Source organism: Streptomyces sp. NPDC127108 (assembly GCF_042677545.1).
In the GTDB taxonomy this organism is placed as follows: domain Bacteria; phylum Actinomycetota; class Actinomycetes; order Streptomycetales; family Streptomycetaceae; genus Streptomyces.
The window spans coordinates 104762-120132 of sequence record NZ_JBHXTE010000006.1; the positions used below are offsets into that span (position 1 = coordinate 104762).

Annotated in this window: 11 protein-coding genes; 4 read left to right on the forward strand and 7 right to left on the reverse strand. The window is 70.7% G+C overall.

Annotated features, from left to right (window positions below):
- Nucleotides 1-39: 39 nt before the first annotated feature.
- A complete protein-coding gene (uvrA, locus tag ACFVHO_RS06975; RefSeq protein ID WP_385711002.1) occupies nucleotides 40-3105 on the reverse strand; it encodes an excinuclease ABC subunit UvrA in 3066 nt (1021 codons plus the stop codon).
- Nucleotides 3106-3342: 237 nt separating this feature from the next.
- Between uvrA and ACFVHO_RS06980 the strand changes: the two genes are divergently transcribed.
- Together ACFVHO_RS06980 and ACFVHO_RS06985 are read left to right on the forward strand one after the other, a co-directional pair.
- Nucleotides 3343-4041, forward strand: coding sequence for a maleylpyruvate isomerase family mycothiol-dependent enzyme (locus ACFVHO_RS06980; RefSeq protein ID WP_385711004.1), 699 nt, complete (start codon nucleotides 3343-3345; stop codon nucleotides 4039-4041).
- 10 nt (nucleotides 4042-4051) lie between these two features.
- Nucleotides 4052-4708, forward strand: coding sequence for an MBL fold metallo-hydrolase (locus tag ACFVHO_RS06985; RefSeq protein WP_385711006.1), 657 nt, complete (start codon nucleotides 4052-4054; stop codon nucleotides 4706-4708).
- 17 nt (nucleotides 4709-4725) lie between these two features.
- On the opposite strand, the gene aroQ is transcribed toward ACFVHO_RS06985, so the two are convergent.
- A complete protein-coding gene (gene aroQ, locus ACFVHO_RS06990; RefSeq protein ID WP_385711008.1) occupies nucleotides 4726-5187 on the reverse strand; it encodes a type II 3-dehydroquinate dehydratase in 462 nt (153 codons plus the stop codon).
- A gap of 83 nt (nucleotides 5188-5270) precedes the next feature.
- On the opposite strand from aroQ, the gene ACFVHO_RS06995 reads away from it, so the two are divergent.
- On the forward strand, nucleotides 5271-6341 hold the full coding sequence (locus tag ACFVHO_RS06995; RefSeq protein WP_385711009.1) for a S66 peptidase family protein: 1071 nt from the start codon (nucleotides 5271-5273) through the stop codon (nucleotides 6339-6341).
- A gap of 170 nt (nucleotides 6342-6511) precedes the next feature.
- On the forward strand, nucleotides 6512-7780 hold the full coding sequence (locus ACFVHO_RS07000; protein WP_385711207.1) for an MFS transporter: 1269 nt from the start codon (nucleotides 6512-6514) through the stop codon (nucleotides 7778-7780).
- Nucleotides 7781-7811: 31 nt separating this feature from the next.
- Here the strand turns inward: ACFVHO_RS07000 and ACFVHO_RS07005 are convergent, their stop codons facing one another.
- From ACFVHO_RS07005 to uvrB, 5 genes are all read right to left on the reverse strand, one after another.
- Nucleotides 7812-8912 (reverse strand): calcium:proton antiporter, encoded by a 1101-nt coding sequence (locus tag ACFVHO_RS07005; RefSeq protein ID WP_385711010.1) that lies wholly within the window; start codon nucleotides 8910-8912, stop codon nucleotides 7812-7814.
- A gap of 111 nt (nucleotides 8913-9023) precedes the next feature.
- Nucleotides 9024-10049 carry a TerC family protein gene (locus ACFVHO_RS07010; RefSeq protein ID WP_385711012.1) on the reverse strand — a complete coding sequence of 342 codons (1026 nt, stop codon included), beginning with the start codon at nucleotides 10047-10049 and terminating at the stop codon, nucleotides 9024-9026.
- 328 nt (nucleotides 10050-10377) lie between these two features.
- Nucleotides 10378-12378, reverse strand: a complete 2001-nt coding sequence (locus ACFVHO_RS07015; protein WP_385711014.1) for a TerD family protein — start codon at nucleotides 12376-12378, stop codon at nucleotides 10378-10380.
- A 98-nt stretch (nucleotides 12379-12476) separates the two neighbouring features.
- Entirely contained in the window at nucleotides 12477-13055 is a 579-nt protein-coding gene (locus tag ACFVHO_RS07020) for a TerD family protein (protein ID WP_030358780.1), read from the reverse strand.
- A 126-nt stretch (nucleotides 13056-13181) separates the two neighbouring features.
- The gene (uvrB, locus tag ACFVHO_RS07025; RefSeq protein WP_385711016.1) at nucleotides 13182-15347 is read right to left on the reverse strand and encodes an excinuclease ABC subunit UvrB; all 2166 of its coding nucleotides are present in this window, start codon (nucleotides 15345-15347) and stop codon (nucleotides 13182-13184) included.
- Nucleotides 15348-15371 lie beyond the last annotated feature (24 nt).

Consider the following 15371-nt stretch of genomic DNA (forward strand, 5'->3'; position numbering starts at 1 on the left):
CTGTCGTGACGTGGTCGGCGGCCGGGTGGGCGCTCGGCCTCAGGCCTTGCGCGTCCGCGTCGTCGTCTTCTTCGCGGGCGCCTTCTTGGCCGTCGCCTTCTTGGTGGCCGTCTTCTTCACGGCCGACTTCGTGGGCTCCGACTTGGTGACCGCCGACTTCGTGACGGCGGTCTTCGTGGGGGCCGCCTTCGAGGCCACCGTCTTCTTGGCGGTGGTCTTCTTGGTGCTCCGGCGAGCCGCGGGCACCGCCGCGTCGCTGATGCGGTCGGCGGCGATGATGTCGCGCAGGAACTTGCCGGTGTGGCTGACCGGGACCCCGGCGACCTGCTCGGGGGTGCCCTCGGCGATGACGAGGCCGCCGCCGCTGCCGCCCTCCGGGCCCATGTCGACGACCCAGTCCGCGGTCTTGATCACGTCGAGGTTGTGCTCGATGACGATGACCGTGTTGCCCTTGTCGACCAGGCCGGACAGGACCGTGATCAGCTTGCTGATGTCTTCGAAGTGCAGACCGGTGGTCGGCTCGTCGAGGACGTAGACCGTGCGGCCCGTGGAGCGCTTCTGGAGCTCGCTGGCCAGCTTCACGCGCTGGGCCTCGCCGCCGGAGAGCGTGGGCGCGGACTGGCCGAGGCGGACATAGCCGAGGCCCACGTCGTGGAGGGTCCTCAGGTGCCGGGCGATGCCGGGCACCGCCTCGAAGAAGTCGAGCGCCTCCTCGATGGGCATGTCGAGGACCTCGGCGATGGACTTGCCCTTGTAGTGCACGTCCAGGGTCTCGCGGTTGTACCGCGCGCCGTGGCAGACCTCGCAGGGGACGTACACATCCGGGAGGAAGTTCATCTCGATCTTGATGGTGCCGTCGCCGGAGCAGTTCTCGCAGCGGCCGCCCTTGACGTTGAAGGAGAAGCGTCCGGGGAGATAGCCCCTGACCTTCGCCTCCGTGGTCTCCGCGAAGAGCTTGCGGACGTGGTCGAAGACTCCGGTGTACGTCGCCGGGTTCGACCGCGGGGTGCGGCCGATGGGCGACTGGTCGACGTGCACGACCTTGTCGACGAGGTCGTCGCCCTCCACGCGCGTGTGCCGTCCGGGCACGGACCTGGCGCCGTTCAGCTCGCGGGCCAGGTGGGTGTAGAGGATGTCGTTGACCAGCGTGGACTTGCCGGATCCGGAGACGCCGGTGACGGCCGTGAGGACGCCCAGCGGGAAGGAGACGTCGATGTCCTGGAGGTTGTTCTCCCGGGCGCCGTGCACCGTGAGGCGGCGGGTGGGGTCGGCGGGGCGGCGGACGTCGGGGACGGGGATGACCTTCTTGCCCGACAGGTACTGACCGGTGACCGACTTGTCGTTGCCGAGCAGTTCCTTCAGGGAGCCGCTGTGCACGACCTTGCCGCCGTGCTCGCCCGCGCCGGGGCCGATGTCGACGACCCAGTCGGCGACCTTGATGGTGTCCTCGTCGTGCTCGACGACGATCAGGGTGTTGCCCATGTCGCGCAGCCGGACGAGCGTCTCGATGAGGCGGTGGTTGTCGCGCTGGTGCAGGCCGATGGACGGCTCGTCCAGGACGTAGAGCACGCCGACCAGGCCGGAGCCGATCTGGGTGGCCAGGCGGATGCGCTGGGCCTCGCCGCCGGAGAGGGTGCCCGCGGCGCGGTTGAGCGAGAGGTAGTCCAGGCCCACGTCGACCAGGAAGCGCAGTCGTTCGTTGACCTCCTTCAGGACCCGCTCGGCGATCTTCTTGTCGCGGGCGTCGAGCCTCAGCTCGGCGAGGAAGTCCGCGCAGTCGCTGATCGACATCGCGGAGACCTCGGCGATGGACCTGCCCATGACCGTGACGGCGAGGACGATCGGCTTGAGGCGGGTGCCCTCACAGGTGGGGCAGGGCACCTCGCGCATGTAGCCCTCGAAGCGCTCGCGGCTGGCGTCGCTCTCGGCCTCGCTGTGCCGCCGCTTGACGAAGGGGACGGCGCCTTCGAAGGCGGTGGTGTAGACCCGCTCCCTGCCGTACCTGTTGCGGTAGCGCACTTCGATCTGGGTCTTGTGGCCGTGCAGCAGGGCCTTCTTGGCGCGCTGGGGCAGGCCCGCCCAGGGCATGTCCGTGGCGAAGCCGAGCGCGTCGGCGAGGGCACCGACCAGCCGGCCGAAGTAGTCCTTGGTGTGGCCGTGGGACCAGGGGTGGATGGCGCCCTCGTCGAGGGACTTGTCCTCGTCCGGGACGATCAGCTCGGGGTCGACCTCCATGCGCGTGCCGATGCCGGTGCAGTCGGGGCAGGCGCCGAAGGGCGAGTTGAAGGAGAAGGAGCGGGGCTCGAGCTCCTCGAAGGACAGGTCGTCGTACGGGCAGTAGAGGTGCTCCGAGTACATCCGCTCGCGCTCGGGGTCGTCCTCGGGGAGGTCGACGAAGTCCAGGACGACCATGCCGCCGGAGAGGCCGAGCGCGGTCTCCACGGAGTCCGTGAGGCGGCGCTTGGCGCTGTCCTTGACGGTGAGGCGGTCGACGACCACCTCGATGGTGTGCTTCTCCTGCTTCTTCAGCGTGGGCGGCTCGGAGAGCTGGATGGTCGCGCCGTCCACCCGGGCGCGGCTGTATCCCTTGGTCTGGAGGTCGGCGAAGAGGTCGACGAACTCGCCCTTGCGCTCGCGCACCAGCGGCGACAGGACCTGGAAGCGGCTGCCCTCGGGCAGTTCGAGGACCTTGTCGACGATGGCCTGCGGGGACTGGCGGGAGATCGGGCGGCGGCACTCGGGGCAGTGCGGCTTGCCGATGCGCGCGAACAGCAGGCGCAGGTAGTCGTAGACCTCGGTGATGGTGCCGACCGTGGAGCGCGGGTTGCGCGAGGTCGACTTCTGGTCGATGGAGACCGCGGGGGACAGTCCCTCGATGAAGTCGACGTCCGGCTTGTCCATCTGGCCGAGGAACTGGCGGGCGTACGACGAAAGCGACTCGACGTAGCGCCGCTGGCCCTCGGCGAAGATCGTGTCGAACGCGAGCGAGGACTTGCCGGACCCGGACAGACCGGTGAAGACGATGAGGGAGTCACGCGGGAGGTCGAGCGAGACGTTCTTGAGATTGTGCTCGCGCGCGCCACGGACGATAAGACGGTCGGCCACGCCGGTCCGCACCTTTCTTGAGAGAAGTGACAGGGGCGGGGCCCCCGTCGTTTCACAGACTAGGGCGACCCACTGACAACGCCGGGCCGGATTCTCTGGTTCGCGACCCGGAGGTCGACGCAACCCGGACTACCAAGAATGCCCGATGCCGCAACCGACCTTATAGCACGGACATTCGATTTGCGGGGCTGGTCCACCGCCTTCACCCGAACGTGTGGCGGAGCTATCGTCGGGCCCATGATTGATCATGTGCGCGACCTGGCGTCTGTACGTGACGCGACCGAACGGCTGCTCGCCGCAGCCGCCGCATTGGACAACGTTTCGACGGCCGAGCCGTCACGGCTTCCCGGCTGGACGCGCGGACACGTCCTCGCGCACGTCGCACGGAACGCCGACGCTCTGGTGAATGTTCTGGCCGGGCGGCCCATGTACGTCAGCGGGGAGGCGCGGGACGCCGACATCGAGCGGGACGCTCCGCGACCGCTGGAGGTGCAGCTCGCCGACCTGAGGGAGTCCGCGGCCCGCCTGGAGGCCCAGGCCGCGCTGCCCGCCGACTGGTCGCGCACGATCACGATGCGCAACGGCGTCACGGACTCGGCGTCCCGGGTGCCGTTCCGGCGCTGGGTCGAGCTGGAGCTGCACCACGTCGACCTCGGGATCGGCTACGAGCTGGAGGACGTGCCTGCCGACTTCCTGGAGCGCGAGATCGGCTTCCTCACCGACCGCTTCTCCGGCAACCCCGAGGTACCGCCGACGAGCGTCACCGACGGCACGCGCGCGTGGTCGACGGGCCGTGCGGCGGACAAGCCCGAGGTCACCGTGAGCGGCCCGGCTCCGGCACTGGTCGGCTGGCTCGCAGGCCGCCGCGACCAGCGCACACTCACCGCCGAGCTGACCGTCGACGGCGGCTCCCTGCCCGCCCTCCCCCCGCTATAGGCTGAGCCGCATGACGTACAGCGGAGTGGTGAAGGTCGGCGGGCCCGCGGACGTGCACGAGCTGCAGGACCTGATGATCTCGAAGGTCGCGGTCGGCCCGATGGACAACAACGCCTATCTGCTGCGCTGCCGGGCCACCGACGAGCAGCTTCTGATCGACGCGGCCAACGAGCCGCAGACGGTGCTGCGGCTCATCGGTGACGACGGCATCTCGGCCGTCGTCACCACCCATCAGCACGGCGACCACTGGCAGGCGCTCGAGGAGGTCGTCGCGGCGACGGGCGCGCGCACGTACGCGGGCCGCGAGGACGCCGAGGGCATCCCGACGCCGACCGACGTCCTCGTGGACGACGGCGACACCATCACGTTCGGCCGGATCTCGCTCACCGCCCGGCACCTCGTGGGCCACACCCCGGGCTCGATCGCGCTCGTCTACGACGACCCGCACGGCCACCCGCACGTCTTCACCGGCGACTGCCTCTTCCCCGGGGGCGTCGGCAACACCTGGAAGGACCCGGAGCGGTTCGCGAGCCTCGTCGAGGACGTCGAGACGAAGATCTTCGGCACGCTTCCCGACGAGACGTGGGTGTACCCGGGCCACGGCAAGGACACCACGCTGGGCGCCGAGCGTCCGCATCTCGCGGAGTGGCGCGCACGCGGCTGGTGACCCCCGCTGGGGCGGGCCTAGCCCCGCCCCAGCAGCGCCGCCACCCGCTCCACCCCGAACACGTACCCCTGCACACCGCAGCCCGCGATGACGCCGTCGGCACGCTGCGAGACGTACGAGTGGTGCCGGAACGACTCCCGCTGGTGGATGTTGGAGATGTGCACCTCCACCACCGGCATGCCGTCGCACGTGTTGAGCGCGTCCAGGATGGCGATCGACGTGTGCGAGTACGCGGCGGGGTTGATGACGATGCCCGCGTGGTGCTCGCGTGCCTCGTGGATCCAGTCGACCAGCTCGCCCTCGTGGTTGGACTGCCGCAGGTCGACCGTCCCGCCGTGCGCCGCGGCCGCCTCGGCGCACATCGCCTCCACGTCGGCGAGCGTGTCGGTGCCGTAGATCTCCGGCTGGCGCTTGCCCAGGAGGTTCAGATTGGGCCCGTTCAGGATCAGGACCGGGGCGGTGGCGAGGGTGTGGGGCACAGGGACCTCCGTGCGTCGGACTGCTGGTCAGTGCCGGTTTATCACGGTGCGGACGCGGTGAGTCGGGACGTACGCTGCCGGGCATGACACCGCCCGGCCGCCCGCACCCGCCGCTCTATCCGCCAAAGCCCGTCCCGGGCGACCGCATTGCCGTCGTGTCGCCCGCCGCCGGGCTGCCGGAGCTCTTCCCGCTGCCCTACGAGCTGGGCCTGCGGCGGCTGCGGACGGACTTCCTCCTGGAGCCGGTGGAGTATCCGACGACGCGCAGGATGGGCGCCTCGGCGCGGGAGCGTGCCGACGACCTGCACGCCGCGTTCGCCGATCCGCAGATCAAGGCCGTCATGGCGAGCATCGGCGGCGACGACCAGATCACCGTGCTGCCGTTCCTGGACCGGGAGTTGATCCGGGCGCACCCCAAGCCGTTCTTCGGGTTCAGCGACAACACCAACCTGCACGCGTTCCTGTGGCGGACCGGCATCGTCAGCTTCCACGGGGCGTCGGTGATGTGCGAGCTGGGGCGGCCGGGGGCCATGGCCGCCCAGACGGCCGACTCGCTGCGCGCCGCCCTGTTCACCCCTGGCGGCTACGAGCTGCGTCCCGCCGAGCGCTTCCGTGACATCGACGTCCCCTGGGACGACCCGGCGGCCCTCGCCGCCGAGCCGCCGACGGAGCCGGGCGAGGGCTGGAGCTGGCATCTGCCGGAGGGGGCCGAGCGGGTCGTGGAGGGGCGTTCCTGGGGCGGCTGCCTGGAGGTCCTGGCCGGGCTCCTGATGGCCGACCGCGAGGTCGCCGACCCGGCCGCGTACGACGGGCACGTCCTGTTCCTGGAGACGACGGAACAACTCCCCTCCCCCACCGAGGTGTTCCGGATCCTGCGCGCCATGGGCGAGCGCGGACTCCTCGCGCGCTTCGCCGCGCTGCTCATGGGCCGCCCCAAGCGCTGGAGCCTCGACCGGCCCCAGGGCCCCGAGGAGCGGGCTCGTTACGCACGCGAGCAGCGCGAGGCCGTGCTCGAAGCGCTCGCCGCGTACGCTCCCGCCACCATGGCCGTCTTCGACGTGGACCTCGGGCACACGGATCCCCAGTACGTGATCCCGTACGGCGGCACGGTGCGGGTGGACGGGGACGAGCGGCGGATCACGGTCACGTACTGAGCGGGGCACTGCGACGCCCACGGGCGGGGTGCGCCGCCGGGCCTTCCGGCGCGCCCTCGGACTCCCGCGCGCCCCCGTAACCGCCTGTCACACCGGGTAGTTGACGCACCGTGCACAACAGTGACTCTCCGTCAGGCTCCCAGCCCACGGCCCAGCCCACTCCCCCTTCACTGCCCCGGCTCGCCGCCGCGTCGCTCGCCGGGACGGCCATCGAATTCTACGACTTCTTCATCTACGGCACCGCGGCGGCCCTGGTCCTCGGGCCGCTGTTCTTTCCGACGTTCTCCCCGCTGGCGGGAACTCTCGCGGCGTTCGCGACATTCGGAGTGGGCTTCGTGGCCCGGCCGCTCGGCTCCGTGCTCTTCGGGCACCTCGGTGACCGGCGCGGCCGACGGCCCGTCCTGGTGATCTCGCTGCTCCTGACGGGCGTCGCCACCGTCGCCGTGGGCTGCGTGCCGACGTACGGGACGATCGGCGTGGCCGCGCCGGTGCTGCTGCTCGTGCTGCGTTTCGTGCAGGGCGTGGGGCTCGGCGGGGAGTGGGGCGGGGCGGTGCTGCTGACCGCCGAGCACGCGCCACCCGAGCGCCGCGCCCTGTGGGCGAGCTTCCCGCAGGTCGGGCCCGCGATCGGGTTCCTGCTGGCCAACGGCGTGACGCTGGCGCTCTCAGCGACCCTCACGGAGGCGCAGTTCGCCTCCTGGGGGTGGCGGATTCCGTTCTGGGGAGCGGGGGTGCTCGCGCTGGTGGGGATCGCGCTGCGCGCCTCGCTCGTGGAGAGCCCGGACTTCCTCCAGGTGCGCGAGCCCGCGCGCGTACCGCTCGTCGAGGTGGCGCGCGGGCACTGGCGGCTCGTGCTGCTCACGGCGGGCGCCCTCGCCGTCGGGTACGCGGTGTTCTACGCGGTGACGACGTGGTCGCTCTCGTACGGCGTGGAGCGCCTCGGTGTGAGCCGTACCGTCATGCTGGCGTGCATCATGGCCGCCGTCGTCGTCAAGGGCGCCCTGACGCCCGTGGCGGCCTTCCTGGGCGACCGGTACGGGCGGCGGCCGATGTGTCTGGTGGGGTGTGCGGGGATCGCCCTGTGGATGTTCCCGATGGTCGCCCTGCTGGCCACGGGTGAGCCGTTCCTGATGTTCCTGGGCTTCCTGGTGGCGCTGATCGCGTTCGTCACGATGTTCTCCGTGGTCGCCGCGTATCTGCCGGAGCTGTACGAGCCGCGGGTGCGCTGCACGGGGGCGGCGGTGGGCTACAACCTGGCCGGTGTCCTCGGCGGGGCGCTCACGCCGATGGTGGCGACCGCGGCGGCGCGGGGCGAGGGCACGCCGTGGGGTGTGGCCGCGTATCTGACGGCCGTGGCGGTGCTCAGCCTCGGGTGCTTCGCGCTGCTTCCGGAGACGCGGCCCGTGCGGAAGGAGGCGGTGGTGCCGGTCACGGGGTGACCCCGGGACCGGCACCGTCCGCTCCCGCGCGTCACGGATTGACCGCGAGCTCCAGGTACGCCGCGAACAGCACCAGGTGCACGCCGCCCTGGAGGGGCGTGGCGCGGCCGGGGACGACCGTGAGGGTGCCGACGAGGACGGTGAGGACGAGCAGCACCATGTGGGTCGAGCTGAGGCCGAGCACGAGCGGTCCGGACAGCCACACGGAGGCGATGGCGACGGCGGGGATGGTCAGGCCGATGCTGGCCATCGCCGAGCCCAGGGCCAGGTTCAGGCTGGTCTGGACGCGGTTGCGGCGGGCCGCGCGCACGGCCGCGATGGTCTCGGGGAGCAGCACGAGCAGCGCGATGATCACGCCGACGACGGCGTGCGGCAGACCGGCCGACTCGACGCCCGACTCGATGGTGGGCGACACGCCCTTGGCGAGCCCGACCACACCGATGAGGGCGAGCGCGAGCAGGCCGAGGCTGATCAGGGCGGTGCGGGCGGAGGGGCCTTCGGCGTGGTCGTCGGCGTCGAGGACCTGTCCCTCCTTGGTGACCGGCAGGAAGTAGTCGCGGTGCCGGACGGTCTGCGTCGCGACGAACAGGCCGTACAGGACGATGGACGACAGGGCGGCGAACGTGAGCTGCGCCGTGGAGAACTCCGGTCCGGGCTTGGAGGTCGTGAAGGTCGGCAGGACCAGGCTGAGCGTGGCCAGGGTGGCGACGGTCGCGAGCGCGGCGCCGGTGCCCTCGGAGTTGAAGACGGCGACGCGGTGGCGCAGGGCGCCGGTCAGCAGACAGAGGCCGAGTATGCCGTTGCAGGTGATCATCACGGCGGCGAAGACCGTGTCACGGGCCAGGGTGGAGCTCTTGTCGCCGCCGTCGGCCATGAGGGTGACGATGAGGGCGACCTCGATGATGGTGACCGCGACGGCCAGGACGAGGGAGCCGAAGGGTTCGCCGACGCGGTGCGCGATGACCTCGGCGTGGTGGACCGCGGCGAGCACCGCCCCGGCCAGTACCGCCGTCACCAGGGCGACGACCACGCCCGACAGGTCGCGCCCCCAGGTGAGGGCGAGGAGAACAATTCCGAACACGGGCACGGCGGCGGTCCACCGTGCGGCGAGTGCCCGGAGCTTAGGGATCATGTTTTCGATGCTGCCCCGCTCACGGGAGGGCCGCGACTTCATAGGTTCCTTTCATGCGGAAGCGGTGCACGGTCGACGACCGTGCACCGCTCCGGGGTGGTTCTTACACAGTCACGCCTCGACGCTGTCCTTCTGGGCGTCGTCCTTGCCGGACTGGTCGCCGCCGGACTCGGCGGCCTCGGCCGCCTCGCGCTCCGCCTGCTTCTTGGAGGCCATGAGGCTGGTGATCGTCGTGATGACCAGGACACCGCAGATGACGCCGAGCGAGACCGGGATGGAGATCTCGGGGACGTGCACGCCGTTCTCGTGCAGTGCGTGGAGCACCAGCTTCACACCGATGAAGCCGAGGATCACCGACAGGCCGTAGCTGAGGTGGACCAGCTTCTTGAGCAGTCCGCCGATGAGGAAGTACAGCTGCCGCAGACCCATCAGGGCGAAGGCATTGGCGGTGAAGACGATGTACGGGTCCTGCGTGAGGCCGAAGATCGCCGGGATGGAGTCCATGGCGAACAGCACGTCGGTGGTGCCGATGGCGAGCATGACGACCATGAGCGGCGTCATGATCTTCTTGCCGTTCTTCCGGATGAAGAGCTTCGTGCCCTCGTACCGGTCGGAGACGCCGAACTTCTTCTCGATGGACTTCAGGAGACGGTTCTCCTCCCAGTCCTCTTCCTCCTCGTCGGCACGCGCCTCCTGGATGAGCTTCCAGGCGGTGTAGATCAGGAACGCGCCGAAGATGTAGAAGACCCAGGAGAAGTTGGCGATGACCGCGGCGCCGGCGGCGATGAAGATCGCTCGCAGGACCAGGGCGATCAGCACGCCGAACAGCAGCACGCGCTGCTGGAGATGGGACGGCACCGAGAACTTCGCCATGATCAGGATGAAGACGAAGAGGTTGTCGACGGAGAGCGACTTCTCGGTGATGAAGCCCGCGAAGAACTCGCCGGACGCCTGGCTCTCACCGGCGATCAGCAGGCCGAGTCCGAAGAGCACCGCGAGGATGATCCAGACGACCGTCCAGATTCCGGCTTCCTTGATCGACACATCATGGGGCTTGCGCCCGATGAAGAAGTCGACCGCGATCAGGGCACACAGACCGAGAACGGTCGTCACCCACAGGGTCATAGAAACGTCCACTGCGCCTCCGGCTTCGTACGGCTACTGATCAGCGTCGTCGCTGCCGGAGGTCTCTTCCACCCGGGCGCTCAACCGCGCCACGGGCCGACGCCCCGGGACCGATGGCGGTCCGTATTGACGGGCACGTCGCGTACGGGAGTACTCCCCTCCGCTGCGACAAGGGTACGCGAAAGACCAAGGTTTGGTAAAGGGGACGGCAAACTGCCCTCAAGTGCGCAGGTCAGAGAAGTGCGAGGTGACTTAGTCGACTTGACGTCGCGCACGTCCCGGCCGTCGCGCACACCCCGGCGCAGGGGGCGTGCGGCCGACGGCGGGCAGGACGTCGCGCCTAGCGGCCGCCCTTGCGCCGGGACGTGCCCACCGTCCCCAGGACCCGGTGCAGCACCTGGCTGCCGGACGGGGGCAGGGGCGGCTCGTACGTCCACGCGTGGCCGACCCAGGGGTCGGCGAGGTGGTCGTCGGGCACCGGTGTCAGGCGCATCAGCGCGCGCCACAGCGGGTCGAGCAGCGGGCCGTACTCCCGGGCGTCCTCGCGGTCGGCGACCATCATCAGATGGACGCCGACGGCGGGGCCCTCGTCAGCGAGATAGCGCAGCTGGGTCACGGCGCGGTCGTCGAAGCCGTGCGGGAAGTCGTTGACGATCAGCAGGTGCTCGCCGGTGTCCAGGTCCTGCGGCAGCGCGTCGGCCATGCCGCCGCGGACCGCCATCTGGACGAGGTCCACGCGCTGGGTGAGCCGGGTCAGCACGGCGGTGGCGCCCGCGGCGCCGGTCGTGGGCGGCTCGTCGAGGACCCCGGCGCTCACCAGCGGGGCGAACGCGCTCGTACCGCTGCCCGCGGCGTCGATGACGTGCACGGTGAACGCGCCGGGCGGGTAGGCGGCGAGCAGCCGCGCGGCGTGCGCGACGGCGCTGTCCAGGGCGAGGCGGCGCAGCTGGTCGGCGTCCGCGAGGGAGTCCGTGCCGGAGCGGCCGCTGTCGATCCACAGGCCGCGCTCCAGGGGCAGCCGGACGAGCATCGGGATGCGCAGGTCGGGGCGCTCGGGCAGGTGGAGGCCGCCGAGGCGCAGGGCCATGGGGATCTCCATGGGCACGCGATACCCGTGCCAGACCGGGCTCGACCAGTCGGCGAACGCCGGGGGCAGGGCCGGCTCGACGACCTCCACCTCGGCGGCCAGCTGGGCCAGGTCCCGGTCCAGGGCGGCGCGCGCCTGGTCGACGAGGTCGCCGTGGCGGGCGCGGGCCGTCTCGCGCGCGGCGTCGCCGGTGCCGCCGATGCGGCTGCGCGGGTCGGAGAGGACCTTGTCCAGCTCCTGCTCCATGCGGGAGTCGGCGAAGTCCACCGCGCTGCGGTACGCCGCGGCGGAGCGGGCCAGGTCCTCGAACATGCCCCACACCTGGTTGTAGAGCCGCTCCTCCATGGACCAGCCGGTGGCGTCGCCCGCGACGGGGCGGGCGGGCTGCCCGGGTGCGGCGGGCGGCGCGGTGGGCGGGGGCGGCGGGGGCGCGCTGGTCTGGCGGCGCGGGTGGGTGTAGTTCACGGGGCCGCCGTCGCCGGACTGCGCGGGCGGGGTGGCGTCGCCGGACGCGGGGGTGACGGGCTGCGGGGGCTGGCCGCCCTCGCCGGGCGCGGGCGTGGGGGTGACGGGCTGGGCGGCGGTGTCGGGGCCCGGCTCGGGTGCTGACGGCTGTCGGCCGGGGCTCGTGTGGCCCTGGGCGGCGGCGCGCACGCGGGTCTCGTCCGCGGGGCGGGGCGGGGGCGCGGCCACCGAGCGGGCGAGGCCGCGCGCCACCGCGTCGTTGATGGCGGTCGCCAGCTCCTGGGCCTCGGGCAGGCCCTGGTCGGCGAGCATGTCGGCGAGGCCGCCGGCGTAGCCCTGGCCGACGGCGCGGACCTTCCAGACGTCCTGCTTGCGATACAGCTCCAGGGCGACGACGGCGGACTCGGCGGACAGGTCCGTGATCGTGTAGCTGGCGATCTCGGTGCCGTCGAGTCCGGTGACGGCCACGAAGGGCGCGGCGACGGCGCCGAAGGTGACCGGGCCCGCGACGCCGACGGGCAGCGCGAGCAGCACGTTGACCTGGTGCGCGCCGTCCGGCAGCGCGCCCAGGTCGACGGCCAGACGGTGGTCGGCGGCCGCCTGCCGGGACACTTCGAGTCCGGGCAGGGTGGGGGCGCCGGGGTGGGCGACCCAGGAGGTGCCGCGCACCTTGCGGTGGTCGTCGCTGACGGTGGCGCCGGCGACGATCGGCTTTCCGGCCGACACCCGGATCTCGAGGCGGGTGCCGGGAACCGGGTGGTTCTGCCCCCTGACCAGCTCGGCGGTCATCGCGTTCGTTCCCCCTTGGTGTCGGCCCCCTCACCGGGCCTGCGTGCGGACTGCCGTGCGGACGGTGGTGCTCCGGCCGGGCAGTGGTGCGGTCGTGCTCAGAGGTGCGGCAGGATCGACGGCATCAGGTCCTGGAAGGTGCGGCCGTTGGCGGGGTTGCCGAGGGCCGTCATCTGCCAGCCGGAGCCCGCGCGGTTGACCTTGGCCATGATCTGGGCGGTGTACTGGCCGCCGCCGTCGAGGGTGTAGCGGGCCAGTTCCTGGCCGTTGGTCTCGTCGACCAGGCGGCAGAAGGCGTTCTGCACCTCCTGGAAGGTCTGGCCGGTGAAGGAGTTCACCGTGAAGACGATCTGGTCGATGTGGACCGGGACGCGCTGCAGGTCGACGAGGATGGCCTCGTCGTCGCCGCCCTGGCCCACGCCGCCGACCAGGTTGTCGCCGGTGTGCCGCACGGAGCCGTCGTCGCTGACGAGGTGCCGGAAGAACACCACGTCGACGGGCTGCTTGTCGGCGAACAGGACGGCCGACGCGTCGAGGTCGATCTCCCGCGTGCGCGTGCCGAACAGGCCGCGCCGCGGGGCCGCCTGCCAGCCCAGTCCCATGCGCACCGACGTCAGAGCGCCCCCGTCGTCCTTCTGCAGGCTGATGGCCTGGCCCTTGGTCATGTTGACCGTCACGCGCTGTCCCCTTCTCGAACTGCCCTGGGCAACCGCCCGTTGCGGGCGGTTGCCCATCACCCTATGCAGCCGTGTCCACCGCGCCGCACCCTGCCGGGCACTTTGTGTCGGTGTTGCAACACTGCACTAAACCTGGCCTGCCTCCTTCATCTGCCGCAGTTCCTTCTTCATCTCCGACACCTCGTCACGCAGCCGGGCGGCGATCTCGAACTGCAGGTCCGCGGCGGCGGCGCGCATCCGCGCGGTCATCTCCTCGATCTGCTCGGCGAGTTCGGCGGCCGGCCGGTCCGTGGGCACCGTCTGCCCGGCCTTGCCCTTGGCGGCCTTCCCCGACGTCCCCGCCTTCGCGCCCTTGGCCGCCGCGCCGCCCGCGGTGCCGAGCGACGGCACCGGGGCCTTGGCGTTCTTGCCGTCCTTCGCCTTGCGGTAGTCGGTGCCGAGGAGTTGCTCCGTGTCGACCTCTTCGCGCGCGATGGCCGACACGATGTCGTTGATCTTCTTGCGGAGGGGCTGCGGGTCGATGCCCTTCTCCTTGTTGTACGCGATCTGCTTCTCCCGGCGGCGGTTGGTCTCCTCGATGGCCTTCTCCATCGCCGGGGTGATCTTGTCGGCGTACATGTGGACCTGGCCCGAGACGTTGCGCGCCGCGCGGCCGATGGTCTGGATCAGGGACGTGCCGGAGCGCAGGAAGCCCTCCTTGTCGGCGTCGAGGATCGCCACCAGGGAGACCTCGGGCAGGTCCAGGCCCTCCCTCAGGAGGTTAATGCCCACCAGGACGTCGTACTCACCGGCGCGCAGCTCGCGCAGGAGCTCGACGCGGCGCAGGGTGTCGACGTCGCTGTGCAGATAGCGGACCTGGATGCCCAGTTCGAGGAAGTAGTCCGTGAGGTCCTCGGCCATCTTCTTGGTGAGCGTGGTGACCAGGACGCGCTCGTCCTTCTCGGTGCGCTTGCGGATCTCGTGCACCAGGTCGTCGATCTGGCCCTCGGTGGGCTTGACGACGACTTCGGGGTCGACGAGGCCGGTGGGGCGGATGATCTGCTCCACGGCGCCGTCGGAGCGGGAGAGTTCGTACGCCCCCGGGGTCGCCGACAGATAGACGGTCTGGCCGATGCGCTGCTGGAACTCCTCCCACTTCAGCGGGCGGTTGTCGAGCGCGGACGGCAGCCGGAAGCCGTGGTCGACGAGGGTGCGCTTGCGGGAGGCGTCGCCCTCGTACATCGCGCCGATCTGCGGGACCGTGACGTGCGACTCGTCGAGGACGAGCAGGAAGTCGTCCGGGAAGTAGTCGAGGAGGGTGTGCGGCGGGGTGCCGGGGCCGCGGTCGTCGAAGTGCATGGAGTAGTTCTCGACGCCGGAGCAGGAGCCGATCTGGCGGAGCATCTCCAGGTCGTACGTCGTGCGCATGCGCAGCCGCTGGGCCTCCAGCATCTTGCCCTGCTTCTCCAGCTCCGCGAGGCGCTCGGCGAGCTCCTTCTCGATGCCGTTGATCGCCTTCTCCATGCGCTCGGGGCCCGCTACGTAGTGGGACGCCGGGAAGACGTACAGGTGGTCGTCGTCGCTGATGACCTCGCCGGTCAGCGGGTGCAGGGTGGAGAGCGCCTCGATCTCGTCGCCGAACATCTCGATGCGCACGGCCAGTTCCTCGTACACCGGGAAGATCTCGATGGTGTCGCCGCGGACCCGGAAGGTGCCGCGGGTGAAGGCGAGGTCGTTGCGGGTGTACTGGATGTCGACGAAGCGGCGCAGGAGCTGGTCGCGGTCGATCTCGTCGCCGACCTTGAGCGGGACCATCCGGTCCACGTACTCCTGCGGGGTGCCGAGGCCGTAGATGCAGGAGACGGAGGCGACCACGATGACGTCGCGGCGGGTCAGGAGCGAGTTCGTCGCGGAGTGGCGCAGGCGCTCGACCTCCTCGTTGATCGAGGAGTCCTTCTCGATGTACGTGTCCGACTGGGGGACGTACGCCTCGGGCTGGTAGTAGTCGTAGTACGAGACGAAGTACTCGACGGCGTTGTTCGGCAGCAGCTCGCGGAACTCGTTGGCCAGCTGGGCGGCCAGGGTCTTGTTCGGCGCCATCACGAGCGTGGGGCGCTGGAGCTTCTCGATCATCCACGCGGTGGTGGCCGACTTGCCGGTGCCGGTGGCGCCGAGCAGGACGACGTCCTTCTCGCCCGCGCGGATGCGCTTCTCCAGGTCGGCGATGGCCGTGGGCTGGTCGCCACTGGGCTGGTACGGGCTGACGACCTCGAAAGGTGCCACCGTGCGTTCGATCTTCGATACGGGCCGCATGGAACCCACCGTACGACCCCCCAC